The following is an 18416-nucleotide window of genomic DNA, read 5'->3' as shown; positions in this document are numbered from 1 at the left end:
CGGGGGCCGCGACGCGAATCGCCGTTATCCCCTAATTGAAAAAAGTTTTTTCGTCTAGGGCCTTTTCCCCCTTCGATTACGTCGGATTCCCTATAGCCAATCGGAGAAAGATTGGTATACTTCCCAGGTCTTATCCCAGGAAAGTTCTCTCCGGGTAAGAGATACCCTTCTCGTGTCTTCCTTCCGGCGGCGCTAAGAGGCCTTCGTTCAATGCCTCCCTCTTTCAACCCTTTCTGTAGATAGGAAAATAATGGATAAAGGAAAACGATTCGACCTGCCTTCGGCAGGCTGGATAGTATTGGGCTCTTTTTTAATGCTGCTCTGGTCGATCCAGACCGCGGAGGCAATGGTCGTCTGGACCGACCATGCCACGGTCAAAATCCGAAGGGAAATCTCATTAACCGCGCCTAAAACGAATCAAACCTCCGCCGTATTAAAAGCGGCCAAGAATGAATTCGAGGCGTTTCAGCTCATCGTCTCGGCCGACTCGGGAAATCTCTCAGGGGTCGATGTGACCGTCAGCGATCTGGCCGGTCCGAACGGAAGCCTCATTCCGGGCAGCGCGGTCATGATCTACAAAACGGCCTTCATCAACATCACCACCCTCTCCACGACGGAAGGAAGGCTCGGATTCTGGCCCGACGCTCTGATCCCGAAGAGAGACGAATACACCCGGGAAGTCCGGAATGCGTTTCCCTTCTCGGTGACCTCCGGCCGGAACCAGCCGGTCTGGATCGAGATCTATGTCCCTCAGGACGCCGCTCCGGGTCTTTACAGAGGAACGGCGACCGTCACCGCGTCCAATCAGACCCCCGTCGTCGTCCCGATCGAATTGACCGTCTGGAACTTTATCCTCCCGTCGACCTCGACCGTGCGGACGGCCTATACGATCGATTATCATCTGATTCCGATCGGGCACGGGCTCGGCAGCGCCTACCTGAATTATCTCGACCTGATTAAAACCTACGCGAAGGCCAACCTCCTCCACCGGATCACCAACGATTACCTCCCGGGCCCCCACATCGTGCCGGGAGGATGGGACGCCTTTACCGATCGATTCGGCCCCCTCATGGACGGCACGGAGCGATTCCCGGGAGGAAAACTCCCCGGGGCGAAAATGACCAGCTACCGGATGTCGATTTGGGCGCAGGAAACCAATGTCGCCTTTTTAAGAGACATCGCGCAGCGCGCCGCGGCGAGAGGATGGATCGACCGTCTCTTTGCCTATACGTTCGACGAGCCGAAGCCGGATCAGCCGGCGCAGTGGCAGACGATTAAAGACCGGGCTAGGGCGCTTCATCAAGCCGATCCAAGGCTCCGCTCCCTGGTGACCACCAGCATCCAGGGGGCGGGCGATTTCGGCATCACCCAATGCGGTTCGCCCCGCGTCGAGCCGTGCATCGACCTCTTCACCCCGACAATCCGGTATCTAGACAACAAACCGACCGGCCGGGAGCCGGGAAGCGAGGTTCCCGGCGGCGCGGAGACGATCGGAAATCAGCGGAGCAAATACGGTCCGGAGACCTGGTGGTATCAGGCCTGCGGCTCGCACGGCTGCGGCATCATCGGCGGGGGACAATACGATCCGGAAGGGTATCACACCGGTTGGCCCGCCTTCATGATCGACCTTCCGGCGATGTTCAACCGGGTCATGCAGTGGCAGACCTTCAAATACAATCTTCAAGGAGAGCTCTACTTCGACATGGTCTACGCCTACGGCCGGAGAGATCCGTGGGTCGGCCAGTACGACTTCGGCGGCAACGGCGACGGCACCCTCTACTATCCGGGGACGCCGGCGAAAATCGGCGGGACGACCCACATTCCGATCGAGTCGATCCGCTTGAAACTCCTCCGGGAGGGGATGGAAGATTACGAATATATGAACCTGCTGGCGAAGCTGGGAGACGGCGACTATGCGGAAAGGCAGGTCGACACTGTCGCGAACCGGATCTATGATTGGAGCCGAAACCCGGCCGATCTCTACCGGGCGCGGGAAAACATGGCGCTGCAGATCCTCTCTCACGATGCGTCGGGAGGGCCGACGCCGGGGACGGCCGATTTTAAGCTGAGCTACTCCCCCGCTTCGGTCACGATGATCGAGGGGGGCGCCGCGTCGTCGCGGGTGACCCTCTCTTCCCTCTTTGACTTTAACGCGGCGATCGCGTTGACCTGTTCCACCTCCCACCCGAGCGTGACCTGCACAGTGAGCCCCGCGTCGGTCACCCCCCCGGTCAATGGAGATACGATCGCAACCTTAAACATGGCCACCCAAAGCGCAACGCCGCTCGGCGCCCACCCCGTCGTCATCCGGGCTGTTTCAGGCGGCCTGACCCGGGAAGGAACCGTCGCGCTCACTGTCACGGCGCCGACCCCGGTCGGCGAGCCGTTCGATCGCGCCGACGCGACCGATCTGGGACCGAATTGGAACGAGTATTTGACCGACTTCGGGATCAGCGGCAATCAGGTGTTGAACCTGGATGCCGCAAGCCAGGAGGCGCAGTGGACCACAAGCCTCGGACCCGATCAGGATGTCGCGGCCGATTGCAAAGTGGCCGCCGCGGGGAGCAGCTGCGGGGTGATGGCGCGATGGTCGAACGCCGACAATTTCTACTATGCGCGGCTCGACGCCGGGTTTGGGGATATCGCTCTCTTCAAGAAGGTCAACGGCGCCTACACGAAGTTGGGAACGGCGCTACGGCCGATGGGCTACGACACTTATTATCGGCTCCGCCTGGTCGTAGAGGGGAGCACCCTCAGCGTCTACTTCGCCGGAGAGAACACGCCGGCGATCATGTTAAACGATCCCTCCCTGAACACGGGAGATTACGCCGGAATCCGCTCCTATGCCGCGGCCGTGGGGGCGACCTGGTTCGACCGTTTCCATGCGGTCTCTTCGGGGAATTCGGACACGTTTAACCGGGCCGACGATACGAACTTGGGAAGCAATTGGAACGAGTATCTGGCCGACTTCGGGATCAACGGCAACGAGGTCGCCAACCTCGACGCCGCCAGTCAGGAAGCCCGCTGGACCGCTTCGCTCGGTCCGAATCAAGAGGTCTCCGCCGACTGTAAAACGGCCGCCGCCGGAAGCTCCTGCGGGGTGATGGCCCGGTGGGTGGACGACGGCAACTATTACTATTTACGGCTCGATCCCGGCCTGGGGAACATCGTCTTGTTCAAGAAGGTCGACGGCGTCTACACGGCGCTGGGGACCGCCGACCGGACGATGGCGTTTAACACCTTCTATCGCCTCCGGCTGGTGGCGGAGGGGAACACCCTCACCGCCTTTTTCGCCGGAGAGACCGCCCCCGCCATCACAGCAACGGACACTTCGCTGGTAGGCGCTTTTTCCGGAATCCGCTCCTACGCCGCCGCGGTCGGGGCGACAGGGTTCGACCGGTTCAACGCCGTTTCCCTCGGCGGACGCCTCGGCGACCCGTTCAACCGGGCAAACGGCACCGCCCTGGGGGGTGGCTGGAACGAATATCTTCTTGATTTCGAAGTCAACGGCAATCAGCTCCGGAACAGCGACACGGCCGGGCAGGAGGCGCAGTGGACCCCCGCGATCGGCGCGGACCAGGATGTCTCCGCCGACTGCATGGCGACGGCCGCCGGAAACTCTTGCGGCGTGACCGCCCGCTGGTCCGACCCGAACCACTTCTATTATGCGCTGGTCGATCCGGGCCTGGGGAGCGTCGTTCTATTTAAAAGGGTGAACGGCGTTTTCACCCGCCTCGCGATGGCCGGCCGGCCGATGAGCTATAATACCTTTTATCAGATTCGGCTGGTTGTGCAAGGGAGCTCGCTGCGGGTCTTCTTCAACGGAGAGAGCACCGCGGCGATCGACCTGAGTGACACCGGATTGGCGAGCGGGAATTATGCCGGGGTCCGCTCTTACGCCTCGGCGGCCGCCGCCACCTCCTTTGATAATTTCAGCGTCGGCCATCCTTAAGACCCGCCTCTCCTAAGAGAAGCGGACGGTAGCGAACCGGGGCGCCCTTTCTTTCCGAAGCGGGGGCGCCCCGGCCATTTTTCCCCAAAACCTCCCTTCCCCCCTTTTCATTCACCGCCGGACGGGTGGTCTTGATAAGCCCTCCCCGACCCCCTAAACTAAAATGATAGACTGAATAAAGACGGCTGAAGGGGATGAAACCATGCAGAGACGCATCAACGTCCCAAGCAAAGGCAAAAAAATAACGGTCAATTCGGACCACACCCTAAATGTCCCCGACTCCCCGATCATTCCCTTCATCGAGGGGGACGGCATCGGGATCGACATCGCCCCGGCGATGCGGCGCGTGGTCGATGCGGCGGTGGCCGATGCTTACGGGGACAAACGGAAAATAGCGTGGATGGAAGTGTATGCCGGCGAGAAGGCGGTACAAATCTACGGTGGGGAGGCTTGGCTGCCGGATGAAACGGTGGCGGCGATGCGCGATTATGTCGTGTCGATCAAAGGCCCGTTGACCACCCCGGTTTCCGGAGGGATTCGCTCCCTGAATGTGGCGCTGCGGCAGCGGCTCGATCTCTACGTTTGTCTCCGTCCCATCCGCTGGTTTCCGGGTGTGCCGAGCCCGCTGAAAGAGCCGCACAAAGTCGACATGGTCCTCTTCCGCGAAAACATCGAAGATATTTATGCCGGGATAGAATGGGAAGCCGGTTCGCCCGAAGCCGAGAAGCTGATCGCATTCCTGAAAAGTGAAATGGGGGTGACGAAAATCCGCTTTCCCGAATCGGCCGCCGTCGGCATCAAGCCGGTCTCCAGAGAAGGGAGTGAGCGGTTGGTCCGCCGCGCGATCCGGTACGCCGTCGACCATCGGCGCACATCGGTCACCCTGGTCCACAAAGGGAACATCATGAAGTTCACCGAAGGGGGGTTCAAGCGCTGGGGGTATGAAGTGGCCAAACGAGAATTTGGCGGGGTCGACATCAACGGCGGGCCGTGGCTGAAATTGCCGAATGGGATCGTGATCAAAGATGTGATCGCGGACGCCTTCCTCCAACAGATTTTGTTGCGTCCGGAGGAATACGACGTCATCGCGACGCTGAATCTCAACGGCGATTATATTTCCGACGCGCTGGCCGCGCAGGTCGGCGGCATCGGCATTTCACCGGGGGCCAACCTCTCCGACGAAGTGGCCATTTTTGAAGCGACCCATGGCACCGCCCCCGACATCGCCGGGAAAAACATCGCCAACCCCTCCTCGCTCATTCTTTCGGCGGAGATGATGCTGCGTCACATCGGATGGACCGAGGCGGCCGACCTGATGATAAAAGGGATCGGGAAAGCGCTCGAGGCAAGGTGTTTCACCCACGACCTGGCCCGGCTGACGCCCGATTCGAAGGGGGTGACCTGTTCTGAATTCAGCGATGCGATCATCCGTCGGATGCAAATAAAGACGCGATGAACGCCGTTCGTCGGACCTTTCTCGGGCGATTATTTTTTGCGGTCGGCCAGCGCCTCTTCCAGGTTTTTCTTTGCGACCGGGTCGTCCGGTTTCAGCCGCACCGCTTCGGAGAAGTGCTGAATCGCCGCTTCGGTCTTCCCCTGGTTTTTCAAGATCACGCCGGAATAAATGTGCGCCAGGTGCTGGGCGGGGTTCACACGAAGCACCTCCCGGTTGTGGGCCAAAGCCTCCTCGTACCGCCGCTCCTTGGCCAAGAGGATCGCCAGATTTAAATGGGCGAACTCGAAATCGGGCGACAGCTTCAGCGCCGCATCAAAATGGCCCCGCGCCGCCTCGTTCTCTCCCTTCCTTGCAAGCATGACCGCCAGATCGGTATGGACGATATAGTTGTTCGGAAAACGCTGAAGCTCCATTCGATAATGTTCGATCGCTTCCTCGATTCTCCCCTGCTGCGCCAGCAATCTCGCCAATTTGTGATGGATCTCTGGCCGGTCCGGTTCGAGGACGGCCGCCTGGCTGAGATAAAAGATCGCCTCATCGAACGCCCCGCGGCCCATCGCAGAGGTGGTCAGCCGCCGATAGATCTCCGCGTCGGGACCGAGCGCTTCCAAGGCCCGCAAGAAGACCGCGTTGGCCTCCTCAAATTTTCCGGCCCAATCGAACAATTTCCCAAGATTCTTCAGGGCCAACCCGTCGGCGAAGCGGTTGAGGCCCGACATCACCTCTTTCTCCACGGTCCGGATCGTCTCGGCCCCCCACGACGGACCGGGGGTGACGATTTTCTGTCGGGCCATTTGATCGAGCAGCGCCAGACCCAAGAGACGGTAACCCTCGATGTTGGTATGGACATGATCGACGAAATACTCCTTGCCGAAGACGGCGTGGTCGTATTGGCGCAGATAGGCCTCTCTGAGAAGACGGGGGAAATCGACCAGCGGCGCCCCTTCGTCCGCGGCCACCTCCTCGACGACCTGTTGCATCGATCGCAAGATCCGAAGCGGGACGATATCCTCCTCGACGGCGCGCCGGAAGGCTTTTTCCGCCTCGTCGTATTTTTTCATTTCAAAGAGAACCTGTCCGATCCGGTAATGGAGGTCGGCGTAACGATCGTCGATTTGAAGCGCCTCGCGATAAGCGGCCAACGCCTCGTCGAAGCGGCCTTCCTTCTGAAGTTCCCCGCCGCGCCGGTAGCGTTCCTCCCACCGACGGAGCCCCTCTTCGCCGAGCCCCTCCTTGTGCTCGCTCTTGAAAGGGGACATCTCTTTAAGATTGATCGCGGGTTGGACGAAGAGGATCTCCGCGCCGCTCTCCCGGGCAATCTGGACCATCCGGATCAGGTTCAGGCGGAAGTGCGCGATGATCCGCTCTTTGAGGGGATCATTGCGACGATAGGTCGTCGGGCCGAGGGTGTGGGTGAGAATTTCATTCACCTCGCCGCTCAGCTGATAGCGCTCTTTTGCCTTTTTGATCGAGTCGGGCCGGACCGCCTCGAGGGCCTGTTCTATCGCCGCCCAGGTCCGGGTTCGGCTGAGCAGGGCGCTTGCCCGAAGCGCCCAGGGAGGCTGTTCCATCAGGCCGCCGTAGGAGCGTTGTTCGAGGAATTCATTTTGTCCGGAGTAGACGATAAAGAGATCGGGGTGATATTGCGTCAGCTCGTTCATCAGGTGGGCCACGCGGTAGCTGGCGTAGCTGATCCCTCCGGCGTTGATCACCTCCCAGTCGCGCGACGGGTCGGCGGCGCGCAGAAACGCCCGCAGCCATCCGCAAAACGAGACCCGGTCATAATAGGGGTGACCGTAGGTCGTCGATCCCCCCATGCAGAAGATCCGATAGCTGTTTCCCGACTTCTCCTTGGGAAAAGCTTGATCTCGATTGAACCAATCCCACTTGTTCCGGGCCGTTTTGAGGAGAACCGATCCGTCCGGTTGGCGCTCTTCCACGAACAGGGGAATCTCTTCGGCGAATCCGACGAAGGGATCTTCGGTCACGAGAACCGAGCGGACGCCGATCAAGGCCAAGAGGAGTTCAAGGAGGCCGAAAAAAGCGGTGACGATGATGATCGTGAATAAAATGTTTTTCCAGAACGGGCGGGGGCGGCGTAGCGCGTTGCGAGGAATGGTTTCCGTTTCGGTCGGTCTTTCTTTGTGATCTTTCTCATCCATCGTGCTGCCGCATATTATAACATCGAAACATGACTATACAAAGACTTCTTGACTCCGTTCCGATGTTTGCGCGACCGTTACAAGGCTGGGGTTAAAGCGGCGACAGCGTTCTACGGTGATGCCGGGGGAAGGGATCTCTCTGAGGGCCGTTTTCAAAAAAGCGTATAGATAAACGGAGCGACCGCCGAGCTCTGCGTAAAAACGATCAGCGTTCCCAGCAAGACCAAAATCAGAATAATCGGCGCAAGCCAAAACTTTTTGCGTTCCCTCATAAATCCCCAGAGGTCTTTCAAAAATTCGATCATTAGAATGGTCTCTCCATCTGTTTTCGATCAAGCGCTTTGCTTTGGATCCGGTAACTGATCCCCTCCTTCTTCCAGGCGCGCCGCAGCGGGTCCCATCCCCACAGCCGCATGACGCGTCCGAGCGGAAAGAAGAGGAGATAAAAAACCAGCGCGAGAATGATCCGGGTGTTGATCCATCCGAGAATCCCCCCCACGATCATCCAACCCTGAAAAACAGGGGCCAAGGTCGCCGGCAGGGCCGAGGCCCAAAGGACGAAGACGCTTCCAACCACCCAAGGCCAAAGAACGAATTTCAGATTCCACAGCCAGGGAAAGAGCAAGCCGAAGAGCCCGGCGATAAAACACCCCATAAGGAGGCCGAACGAGCGCAGCTCCTTGACCGTCGGCGGGGGGGGAGGCTTTACGATTTGATCAATCCAGCTCGAACGTCTCTTTCCAGCCATCCTCTTTTTCCCAGACAGGTTGTTTCGATTTGGCCAACAAAAAATTTTCCAAAACAAGGTAATCCATTTCGGTCCGCATGAAACAGCGGTAGGCGTCTTCCGGCGTGCAGACGATCGGCTCCCCGCGAACATTGAAGGAGGTGTTCACCAGAACGGGACAGCCGGTCCGTTGCTGAAAGGCCTGAAGGAGTCGGTGATAGCGGGGATTCGTCTCTTTGTGGACCGTTTGAATCCGGGCGGAATAATCGATGTGGGTCACGGCGGGGATCGAAGAGCGCTTGACGTTGAGTTTATCGATGCCGAAAAGGCGTTGCTGCTCGGAGGTCATCGGAAGACGGTGCTCCTCGCGGACCGATGCGGTCAGCAACATATACGGACTCGGACGATCGAGCTCGAAAAACGTGGAGACCGATTCAGAGAGAACCGAGGGGGCGAACGGCCGGAACGATTCCCGGTATTTGATCTTCAGATTCATGACCGATTGCATCTTTTCACTGCGGGGATCGCCGATAATGGAGCGGGCGCCGAGCGCGCGCGGTCCGAATTCCATCCGCCCCTGAAACCACCCGACGACCTGTTCCCGAGCGAGAATCTCCGCGACCGATCCCATCAACGGCTCATCGTCCAGAAACTCATAAACGGCGCCGACGGAGTCGAGATAGCCCTTGATCTCGGAAGCGCTGAACCGGGGCCCCAAATACGCGCCGGCCATCCGATCGGTCCCGGTCGCGGTCCGAGGCTGCCCCTGATATTGGTGCCGGAAGGCGAGGGCCGCGCCGAGCGCGCCGCCGGCGTCGCCGGCCGCCGGTTGAATCCAGATCTCCCGCATCGGGCCTTCCCGAAGGAGCCGTCCGTTGGCGACGCAATTGAGGGCGACGCCGCCGGCCAGACAAAGCGCATCGACCCCCAGCTCGCGATGAATCGTTCTCGCCAGACGCAAGACGACCTCTTCCGTCACCGCCTGGATCGAACGGGCAAGATTCATCTCCCGTTGCGTTAATTTTTCTTCCGGGGCGCGCGGCGGTCCGCCGAAGAGCGCATTGAACTTGGCGTTCGTCATCGTCAGACCGGTGGTGTAGTGAAAGTAGTCCATGTTCAAACGGAAGGTCCCGTCTTCTTTCAGATCCAACAACTGCTTCAGGATCAGATCGACATACGCCGGCTCGCCGTAGGGGGCCAGGCCCATCAATTTATACTCTCCGGAGTTGACCTTGAAGCCGGTGTAATAGGTAAAGGCCGAATAAAGGAGGCCGAGGGAGTGGGGAAAATCGATCTGCCATTGCGGGGTCAGCGTATGGCCCTCCCCCAGCCAGACCGAGGTCGTCGCCCACTCTCCGACCCCGTCCATGCAGAGGACCGCGGCGCGGGAAAAGGGGCTGGGATAAAAGGCGGAGGCGGCGTGGGCCTGATGGTGCTCGGCGAAATAGAGGGGCGGAAGCGCCGGCGCCCCGCATTGTCCAAGGCGGGCCAGCTCCTTTTTCAGTTGGGGTTTCAGGAAGAGCTTTTCCTTCAGCCAGACCGGCATGGCGGCGGCGAAGGAGCGATACCCCCGGGGGGCTTCGGCGAGGTAGGTTTCGAGCAGCCGCTCGAATTTCACCAGAGGCTTATCGTAGAAGACGATCGATTCAAGATCGGTCAGGCGGACGCCCCCCTCCTTCAAACAGTAGGCAATCGCCTGTTCTGGAAACCGGGCGTCGTGCTTCCGCCGGGTGAAGCGTTCCTCCTGGGCGGCGGCGACGATTTCGCCGTCGCGCAGCAAGGCCGCGGCGCTGTCGTGATAATATGCCGAAATCCCTAAAACGGTTGACGCCATTCATCGGTCTTAACATCGATCCTGGTTTCTGTCAAGATAGAGGATCTTACGCTTGGAATATCGGCGGTCGCCTCGGGTGATTTTTATCCGTGAATGAAAACGGCCTGACCTATGATATATTCGTTCTGTTTATTCTTTGAAGAGAAAGCACGTATGAAAACGAAGCCCCGTTCGAAACCGGCTTCGCACCTGAGCCCCTCGCCGCGACTCAGCGGGTCGGAATCGCAGCCGGAGGGATCTGCATCGATCTTCGGGAGCGAAGAAAAACGGCTGACCTTATTGATCAGGCTTCTCGCCGTTTTCGTTTTGCTCTGCCTCGGCTTTTCCTGGAAGCTCTGGACTTCCAGCCGGCTCTATCCTCTGGTTCCCCTCTTTGGGCTCGTTCCGGCTTTTCCCTATCCGTTCGATTATTTGTTTCTCGCTCTCTTCTCCGGCCTCCTTCTCGCCCTGGTCATCCAGCCTCGGTCGAAAATGTGGGTCGGGTTGATCGTTGCGGCTTTTACGATTCTCTTTCTACAGGATCAAAGCCGCATCTGGCCGTCGTTTTATCATTTCTTTTTCTGTTTCCTCCTTCTGCTCACCTACAGAAGGGATGCGGGCGAGGAAGAAGCGCATCGCATTCTCACCGGATTTCGGTTCACCCTCGCCGCGGTTTATTTCTGGGGGGGGGTCCAGAAGCTGAACACCCATTTTTTCAACGAGGAATTCCCCTGGTTCCTCCGGCCGCTGACCGATCTTCTGCCGTTCGACATTCCCACCCTGCCGGCCCTCGGCGTTTTTGCAGCGCTCTTCGAAGTGCTCTTTGCGATCGGACTTCTGACGAAACGGTTTCGCACCTTCGCCCTTTACGAAGCGCTGTTGATGCACGCGCTTATTTTTTTCCTCATCGGACCGTTCAGAAACGACTGGAACAACAGCGCCTGGATCTGGGGCCAGACGATGGCGGCGCAGGCCTGGCTGCTCTTTTACAAAGCGCCGCCATTTGCGTTCAAAAAAATGTTCGGCGCCCCCCGTTTCTACAACCTCCCGCAGGCGCTCGCCGTCCTCTTGATTGGAATCCTCCCGCTTCTGAATAATGTGAACCGCTGGGATTCCGCCCTCTCGTTCAACGTCTATACGGGGAACGTCACCCACGGCCAAATCCGGATGCACCCCGATGCGGCGCCCCGTCTGCCGGCCGAGCTTTCGCCCTTTGTGACCGAGCGCGACGGTTGGGCGGTGCTCGATTTGAATGCCTGGACCCTCCACGAGTTCAACGCCAATCCCTATCCGGAAAAAAGAATCTTCAAAGCGGTGCTCGACACGATCTGTTCTCACGTGCCGGACAGATCGGTCCGCCTTTTCCTGACCGAAAAATCGGGATGGTTCTTCCCGAAATCGACGCATCAATACGGCTGCGGAGAAATATAAGGGCCGATCCGTCCCTCCCCTTTTTTTCCCGAAAAGCATCCATCCGCATCGCAGAGAAAGAACCGTGCGACGCGCCCGGGCGAATCATTTCCACCTCTATCGGGAGCTAATAAATCCGTGGTTGCGGGTATTTAATGTATTTTCCGCCGTCACGATCGATACCGTGCGGAAATATAGACAAGGTCCGTTTCGGTGCTATACTTTCGACTGATTGTCTGTCGACCAAGCCCTCGGAGATTTCCTTTTTTCTCTTGGAAAGGCGACGACAAATGCAACCGCATCAGAAGACGTCTCATTCGACGAGATTCTGAGATTCAGACCCCACTTTTCACAACCGTATGTTCTCTGCATAAGGAGCTTGTCATGTTGAGAGGCAAGGCATGGGGGTTCGTTCTTATTCTGCTTTTATCTGCGTCTTTCTCCCGGGCGGAAGACGGCGTCACGGAAAAAGAGATCCTCCTCGGCATGTCCAACGCCCAGACCGGACCCGTTTATGAGTTGGGTATCGCGATGAAGGAAGGGGCCACGGTTTACTTCAACAAGGTCAACGCCGCCGGAGGGATCCAGGGCCGCAAGATCAAGCTGATCGTCTACGATGATCGTTACGAATTCCCCAAGGTGATCGCCAACACCCGAAAGTTCATCGAGGAGGACAAGGTCTTCGCCTTATTCGGCTACATCGGCTCCGGAATCTCCGCCGCCATCGTGCCGACCATCACGCGCGCCCGCGTCCCCTATCTCTTCCCGCTCACCGGCGCGGAAGTCATCCGAAATCCGGTCAATAAATATATCTTCAACCTTCGGGCCAGCTACGCGGACGAAGCGGAAGTCTTGGTCGATCGGGCGACCCGGGATCTGAAGCTGACCAAGATCGGCGTCTTTGCCCAGGACGACGCCATGGGGGAAGCAGGCCGCGCCGGATTGATCCGGGCCTTGCGCAAGCGAAATCTGCCGCTGGTCGGGGACGGGAAATATGAACGGAATACCGAAGATGTCGAGGCGGCGTTGGAGACGCTCGTGAAAGCCAACCCCGAGGCGGTGATGCTGGCTTGTCCCTATACGCCTTGCGCTGCTTTTCTCAAAAAGGCCAGGGCGCGTGGATTCTCCCCCCTCTTCTTACACCTGGGGGTCGGTACCACCGCCTTAATCCACGAGGCGGGGAAAGCCGCCGACGGGCTCATCGTCACTCAGATTGTGCCGAATCCGAGCGACAGCGCCCTGCCGATTGTGAAGGAATTCGTCTCGGACATGAAAGCCGCCGGATTCACTCCCGATCTGGTGAGTCTGGAGAGTTATCTCGGCGCCAAGGTGTTGGTGGAGGCCTTAAAGAAGACCTCCACCCTGACCCGGGAGGCGCTGATCTCCACGCTGGAGAAGTTCAGCATGGAGGCGGGAGGGCTGGAGATCTCCTTCACCCCCACCGACCATCAAGGCCTCCACCAGGTCTTTCTGACAAAAATTGAAAACGGCAAAGTGGTGACGATCGGGAACCTAAAATAAAGCCTAAGAGAGAGATGACGTCCCGGAAATTTTTCAGATTAAACTCTATTATCAAGAATCCCTTCATCTCCAGCCTGATCCTATTGCTTTTGTCGACTCCCCCTTTATGGGCGGAGGACGGGGTGACGGAGAAAGAGATCCTCCTCGGTATGTCCAACGCTCAGACCGGCCCCCTTTCCGGGGTTGGCATTTTAATTAAGGAAGGAGCCGCCGTTTTTTTCAATAAGGTCAACGCCGCCGAAGGGGTCCATGGCCGCAAGATCAAGCTGATCGTCTCTGATGACGGCTACCAGCCCGCCAAAGCGATCGAGAATACCCGAAAATTCATCGAGGAGGAGAAGGTGTTCGCCTTATTCGGGTATGTCGGCTCACCGATCTCCGCATCGATCGTGCCGATCTTCACAAGAGCCCATGTCCCCTATCTCTTCCCGTTCACGGGGGCTCGATTCCTTCGCAATCCGGTGGATCGATATATCTTCACCCTCCGCGCAAGCTACGCGGACGAGACTGAAGTGATGGTCGAGCGGTTGACCGAGGATCTGAAGATAACCAAGATCGGCGTCTTTTCCCAGGACGACGCCCTGGGTGAAGCAGGCCGCGCCGGGCTGATGCGGGCCTTGCGGAAAAGAAATATGCCGCTGGTCGGGGACGGGAAATTTGAGCGGAATACCATCAATGTCGATGTCGCTTTGGAAGCGCTCGTCAAAGCGAATCCCGAAGCGGTAATTATGTTTTGTCCTTATACCCCCTGTGCGGTTTTTCTCAAAAAGGCCAAAGAGCGTGGATTCAACCCCAAATTTTTCCTCTTTGCGGGGGGCGTCACCCCGCTGGTCCAGGAAGCGGGGAAAGACGCCGACGGGGTCATCATGACCCAGGTTGTTCCGAATCCAAGCGACAGTTCCCTGCCGATTGTAAAGGAATATCTCTCGGATATGAAAGCCGCCGGTCTTGCTCCGGACCCGGTGAGTCTGGAGAGTTACCTCGGCGCCAAGGTATTCGTGGAAGCGCTGAAGAAAACCTCTCCGCTGACCCGGGAGGCGTTTATCTCTACGCTCGAAAAACTGAAGATGAACGCCGGAGGGCTGGAGGTGTGGTTTAGCCCGAACAACCATCAAGGCCTGCACCAGCTCTTTTTGACAAAAATCGAAAACGGAAAAGCAGTCACCATCCAAAACCTCAAATAATTTAAAGAACACATGGCGCTTGAAAAGGTTTTTCGACTGAATTCCATCAGCAAGAAATTCTTGATCTCGAATCTCATTTTCATGGTGATCCTGCTGGGCGGATTGGGCACCCTCATGATCCATCAGAATCATGCCACGATCCGATCCTTGATGGAATCAAAGGGAAACGCCCTGGCCAACAACCTCGCTCAGATCAGCGCCAATTACGTCATGAATTTCGATCTTCAGGCCTTGGAATTGTTCGTCAACGAAGCGTTGAAAGACCCCGATGTTGTTTTTGTTGTTTTCTATGACGCCGACAGGGTGCCGTTGACGGAGAACAGCAAGCCCCCGAGCGACATCTCTTCGCTGTCGATTTATGATCGGGAAATCCACAGCCTCCGGGAAGATCAAACGCCCGTCGGGCACCTTCAGATCGGCTACAGCCAAGAGACCCTCTCGAAAAACCTGCGCAGCGGCATCCAGACGGTGGCCGTGAGCAACCTGGTGGCGCTGATCCTGCTCATTCTCGGGGTGACGATCCTCTTTCGGGGAATCACGCGGCCCTTGACCCACCTGGTCGGGGTGATCGAAAAAGTCGCCCAAGGCGACTTGACCGCCCGCGTCGCCCCCCGCCTGGTCGATCGCCCCGATGAGATGGGGGTTTTGGCCCGCAGCTTCAACCGAATGAGCGAAGAGCTTGCTCGGTCTCACGACCACCTGGAGGAACAGGTGAGGGCGCGCACGGCGGAGTTGGAAGCGTTCATTTATACCGTTTCACACGACTTGAAGTCCCCGGTGGTCTCGATGAATGGAATGGCCGGCATGATGAAAGAAGAGTATGGTCAAGAATTAAACGATCACGCGAGGCATTACCTCGACCGAATCATCGGCAACGCGAACTACATGGAAGAATTGATCCAGGGGCTTTTGACCCTCTCGAGGATTGGAAAGATGCAGGAACGCCAAGAGATGATCGAGGTCAACGATGTCATCCAAAATGTCCTGGACATTCTTCAAAATCAACTCGCAGAGCGCAACATCGCGGTCTCCGTTCAATCTCCTCTCCCACGCATTATGTTCAACCCTGTCCAGCTGGCCCAAATCTTCCAGAACCTGATCTCCAATGCCACAAAGTTCATGGGGGATCAACCCCACCCTCGGATTGAGATCGGGGGGAAAGAGTCGAAGGGGGGGGTGGAGTGCTACGTCAAAGATAATGGAATCGGGATCGATCCGGCCTATCATGAAAAGGTCTTCGCCATTTTCCAGCGGCTGCAGGATGTGAGGGTCGAGGGAACCGGCGTGGGACTCCCCATCGTAAAAAAGATCGTCGATCTGAACGGCGGCAGGATCTGGGTGGAGTCTCAGAAGGGGAAGGGAGCAACATTCTTTTTCTGGCTTCCCCGGAAGAATAAACCTCAACCGACCGGTCGGCAAAACCGGCCGTCGACGGAACATCTCTCCGATACAGGGTCAAAAGGAAAAGCGGCGACCGTTCAAACCCCGCGCGATGAAAGGCGAAAGAACACATGGCGCTTGAAAAAGTTTTTCGGCTGAATTCCATCAGCAAGAAATTCTTGATCCCGAATCTCATTTTCATGGTGATTCTGCTGGGCGGATTGGGCGCCCTCATGATCAATCGAAATCATGCCACGATCCGATCCCTGATGGAATCCAAAGGAAACGCCTTGGCCGATACGCTGGCGCAAATCAGCGCCAGCTACGTCATGAATTTCGATCTTCAGGCCTTGGAGATGTTCGTCAAGGTTGCATTGAAAGATCCCGACGTGGTTTTCGTCGTTTTTTACGATGCCGACAGGGCGCCGTTGACGGAGAACAGCAAGCCCCCGAGCGACATCTCTTCGCTGTCGATTTATGATCGGGAAATCCACAGCCTCCGGGAAGATCAAACGCCCGTCGGGCACCTTCAGATCGGCTACAGCCAAGAGACCCTCTCGAAAAACCTGCGCAGCGGCATCCAGACGGTGGCCGTGGGCAACCTGGTGGCGCTGATCCTGCTCATTCTCGGGGTGACGATCCTCTTTCGGGGAATCACCCGCCCCCTGGCCCACCTGGTCGGGGTGATCGAAAAAGTCGCCCAGGGAGATATGACGGTCGAGGTTGAGCCGAGGCTCCTGCGCGCACAGGATGAAATCGGCATCCTCGCCCGGGCTTTCTCGAAAATGTCGGCCGGCCTTAAAAAGGTGATGCAGGAATTGGTCTATGCCGTTCGCGACAGCTGCAAGCAGATCACCCTCTCCTCCGAAGCGCTCTCGGCCGCCAGCCAGCAGATGAGCGCCAATTCCTCGGAGACGGAGCGTCTGGCCAGCATGGTTTCTTCGACCAGCCAGGAGATCAACAGAATGGTGGGGGATGTCGCGACCGCTTCCGTGGAGATATCGATCTCGCTCAAGGAGACCTCCCGCAACATCGTCAATGCAACGCAGATCACCGCCCAAGCGGTGAAAATGGCCGATTCGACCAACAAAACCATCTCCAAGCTGGGCGAATCGAGCATGGAGATCGGGCAGGTGGTCAAGGTGATCACCGCCATCGCCCAGCAGACCAATCTCCTGGCGCTGAATGCCGCCATCGAGGCGGCGCGCGCGGGGGAGGCCGGAAGAGGATTTGCCGTCGTGGCGAACGAGGTGAAAGATCTCGCCACGAGGACAGCCAAAGCGACCGAGGAGATCACACAAAAGATCGGCGCCATCCAGGGGGATACCAAGGAAGCCGTCTCGGAGATTGGAAAGATTGGGGAGATCATCGATCAGATCAATCAGATCTCGATCGACATTTCGGGGGCGCTGGAAGAGCAGACGGTGACGACAAACGAGATCAGCGGCAGGGTCGCCCAGGCGGCGCACGGAACCAAGGAGGTGAACCAGAGCATCGAAGGGGTGGCCGATGGGTCCAAAAGCACGGCGAAAACGGCCGAGGAGATTCTGGTCGCCTCGAAAAAGCTGGCCCGGATGGGGAGCGATCTGACGGCGCTGATAAACAACTTCCGATTTGAGCTCAACCGATCGGATCAGAATCCCGCCTGAGGGGCTGCCATGATGAAGGGGAAACGAGGATGGGTCGTTCTGGTCTTGCTTTTATCGGCGACCTTTTCCTCGGCGGAAGAGGGGATCACGGAAAAAGAGATCCTCATCGGGATGTCCAACGGCCAAACCGGACCGACTTCCGAGAATGGGAATATGATGAGGGAAGGGGCGGAGGTCTATTTTGATAAGGTCAACGCCGCCGGGGGGGTCCAGGGCCGCAAGATCAAGCTGATCGTCTACGATGACGGCTACCGGCCCGCCCTGACGATCGCGAATACCCGTAAATTGATCGAGGAGGAGAAGGTTTTCGCCCTCTTCGGATACATCGGCTCGCCGAACTCCGCGGCCGTCGTGCCGATCGTCACGCGCGCCCGCGTCCCCTACCTTTTCCCGCTGACGGGGGCGGAGATCATCCGCAATCCGGTGAATAAATATATCTTCAACATCCGCGCCAGCTACGCCGACGAGATTGAAGTGTTGGTCGAACGGCTGACCCGGGATCTGAAGGTGACCCGGATCGGGGTCTTCGCCCAAGACGACGCCATGGGGGAAGCGGGCCGGGCCGGACTGATCCGGGCGTTGCGGAAGCGGAACATGGCCTTGGTCGGGGATGGGAAATATCAACGGAACACCCTCGATGTCGGCGAGGCATTGGAAACGTTGATCAAAGCCGATCCGGAGGCGGTGATTCTCGCCTGTACTTATGAGCCGTGCGCCGCCTTTCTGAAAAAGGCAAGGGCGCGTCGATTCAATCCGAAACTTTTACATATTTCAGCCGGCACCCTCCCCCTGATCCACGAAGCCGGAGAGGCCGCCGACGGGCTTATTGTGACACAGATCGTGCCGAATCCAACCGACAGCTCCTTGCCGATCGTAAAAGAATATCTCTCAGCGATTAAAGCCGCAGGACTCACCCCCAACCCGGTCAGCCTGGAGAGTTATCTCGGCGCCAAGGTGCTGGTGGAAGCGTTGAAGAGAACCGCTCCCCTCACCCGGGAAGCGTTTGTCTCCGCGCTGGAGCATCTTAGCATAGACGCGGGGGGCCTGAAGATACGGTTCACCCCCGCCGACCATCAAGGCCTCCACCAGGTCTTTCTGACAAAAATCGAAAACGGAAAAGTGGTCACGATCGAAAACATTAAATAAATTTGGGATTCTGCCG

At 57.9% G+C, this 18416-nt stretch carries 12 protein-coding genes; 8 read left to right on the top strand and 4 right to left on the bottom strand.

Annotation, left to right across the window (positions count from 1 at the left end):
• The first annotated feature begins 250 nt into the window (after positions 1–250).
• Positions 251–3952, top strand: coding sequence for a DUF4091 domain-containing protein (locus tag MNODULE_RS08750; protein WP_168059045.1), 3702 nt, complete (start codon positions 251–253; stop codon positions 3950–3952).
• A gap of 202 nt (positions 3953–4154) precedes the next feature.
• Entirely contained in the window at positions 4155–5408 is a 1254-nt protein-coding gene (icd, locus tag MNODULE_RS08745; protein ID WP_168059044.1) for an NADP-dependent isocitrate dehydrogenase, read from the top strand.
• 29 nt (positions 5409–5437) lie between these two features.
• On the opposite strand, the gene MNODULE_RS08740 is transcribed toward icd, so the two are convergent.
• From MNODULE_RS08740 to MNODULE_RS08725, 4 genes are all read right to left on the bottom strand, one after another.
• Entirely contained in the window at positions 5438–7570 is a 2133-nt protein-coding gene (locus tag MNODULE_RS08740; protein ID WP_168059043.1) for a tetratricopeptide repeat protein, read from the bottom strand.
• Positions 7571–7722: 152 nt separating this feature from the next.
• On the bottom strand, positions 7723–7875 hold the full coding sequence (locus MNODULE_RS08735) for a DUF5989 family protein (RefSeq protein WP_168059042.1): 153 nt from the start codon (positions 7873–7875) through the stop codon (positions 7723–7725).
• Positions 7875–8318 (bottom strand): SxtJ family membrane protein, encoded by a 444-nt coding sequence (locus MNODULE_RS08730; RefSeq protein ID WP_168059041.1) that lies wholly within the window; start codon positions 8316–8318, stop codon positions 7875–7877. The genes MNODULE_RS08735 and MNODULE_RS08730 overlap by 1 nt, the downstream gene beginning before the upstream one ends.
• The gene (locus tag MNODULE_RS08725; RefSeq protein ID WP_168059040.1) at positions 8287–10131 is read right to left on the bottom strand and encodes a carbamoyltransferase family protein; all 1845 of its coding nucleotides are present in this window, start codon (positions 10129–10131) and stop codon (positions 8287–8289) included. Before MNODULE_RS08725 ends, MNODULE_RS08730 begins: the two co-directional genes overlap by 32 nt.
• 153 nt (positions 10132–10284) lie before the next feature.
• Here MNODULE_RS08725 and MNODULE_RS08720 point away from each other — a divergent pair, with 153 nt between their 5' ends.
• The 6 genes from MNODULE_RS08720 to MNODULE_RS08695 all read left to right on the top strand — a co-directional run bounded on the left by MNODULE_RS08720 (position 10285) and on the right by MNODULE_RS08695 (position 18400).
• A complete protein-coding gene (locus tag MNODULE_RS08720; protein WP_168059039.1) occupies positions 10285–11541 on the top strand; it encodes a hypothetical protein in 1257 nt (418 codons plus the stop codon).
• Between the two features lie 363 nt (positions 11542–11904).
• Complete coding sequence (locus tag MNODULE_RS08715) at positions 11905–13041, top strand: ABC transporter substrate-binding protein (protein WP_168059038.1); 1137 nt, start codon at positions 11905–11907, stop codon at positions 13039–13041.
• Positions 13042–13163: 122 nt separating this feature from the next.
• Positions 13164–14225, top strand: coding sequence for an ABC transporter substrate-binding protein (locus MNODULE_RS08710; protein WP_168059037.1), 1062 nt, complete (start codon positions 13164–13166; stop codon positions 14223–14225).
• 12 nt (positions 14226–14237) lie between these two features.
• Entirely contained in the window at positions 14238–15764 is a 1527-nt protein-coding gene (locus tag MNODULE_RS08705) for a sensor histidine kinase (protein ID WP_168059036.1), read from the top strand.
• The gene (locus MNODULE_RS08700; protein WP_168059035.1) at positions 15737–17254 is read left to right on the top strand and encodes a methyl-accepting chemotaxis protein; all 1518 of its coding nucleotides are present in this window, start codon (positions 15737–15739) and stop codon (positions 17252–17254) included. Before MNODULE_RS08705 ends, MNODULE_RS08700 begins: the two co-directional genes overlap by 28 nt.
• A 9-nt stretch (positions 17255–17263) precedes the next feature.
• Complete coding sequence (locus tag MNODULE_RS08695; RefSeq protein WP_168059034.1) at positions 17264–18400, top strand: ABC transporter substrate-binding protein; 1137 nt, start codon at positions 17264–17266, stop codon at positions 18398–18400.
• Positions 18401–18416: the final 16 nt, after the last annotated feature.

Source organism: Candidatus Manganitrophus noduliformans (assembly GCF_012184425.1).
GTDB lineage: Bacteria > Nitrospirota > Nitrospiria > SBBL01 > Manganitrophaceae > Manganitrophus > Manganitrophus noduliformans.
The sequence above is the reverse complement of the archived record's forward strand: the minus strand, read 5'-3'. Positions and strand labels throughout refer to the sequence as shown.

What these genes read in the sequence shown, in the direction of transcription:
- MNODULE_RS08750 (WP_168059045.1), top strand. Translation starts at nt 251, where the DNA reads ATGGATAAAGGAAAACGATTCGACCTGCCTTCGGCAGGCTGGATAGTA.
- icd (WP_168059044.1), top strand. Translation starts at nt 4,155, where the DNA reads ATGCAGAGACGCATCAACGTCCCAAGCAAAGGCAAAAAAATAACGGTC.
- MNODULE_RS08740 (WP_168059043.1), bottom strand. Translation starts at nt 7,570, where the DNA reads ATGGATGAGAAAGATCACAAAGAAAGACCGACCGAAACGGAAACCATT.
- MNODULE_RS08735 (WP_168059042.1), bottom strand. Translation starts at nt 7,875, where the DNA reads ATGATCGAATTTTTGAAAGACCTCTGGGGATTTATGAGGGAACGCAAA.
- MNODULE_RS08730 (WP_168059041.1), bottom strand. Translation starts at nt 8,318, where the DNA reads ATGGCTGGAAAGAGACGTTCGAGCTGGATTGATCAAATCGTAAAGCCT.
- MNODULE_RS08725 (WP_168059040.1), bottom strand. Translation starts at nt 10,131, where the DNA reads ATGGCGTCAACCGTTTTAGGGATTTCGGCATATTATCACGACAGCGCC.
- MNODULE_RS08720 (WP_168059039.1), top strand. Translation starts at nt 10,285, where the DNA reads ATGAAAACGAAGCCCCGTTCGAAACCGGCTTCGCACCTGAGCCCCTCG.
- MNODULE_RS08715 (WP_168059038.1), top strand. Translation starts at nt 11,905, where the DNA reads ATGTTGAGAGGCAAGGCATGGGGGTTCGTTCTTATTCTGCTTTTATCT.
- MNODULE_RS08705 (WP_168059036.1), top strand. Translation starts at nt 14,238, where the DNA reads ATGGCGCTTGAAAAGGTTTTTCGACTGAATTCCATCAGCAAGAAATTC.
- MNODULE_RS08700 (WP_168059035.1), top strand. Translation starts at nt 15,737, where the DNA reads ATGGCGCTTGAAAAAGTTTTTCGGCTGAATTCCATCAGCAAGAAATTC.
- MNODULE_RS08695 (WP_168059034.1), top strand. Translation starts at nt 17,264, where the DNA reads ATGATGAAGGGGAAACGAGGATGGGTCGTTCTGGTCTTGCTTTTATCG.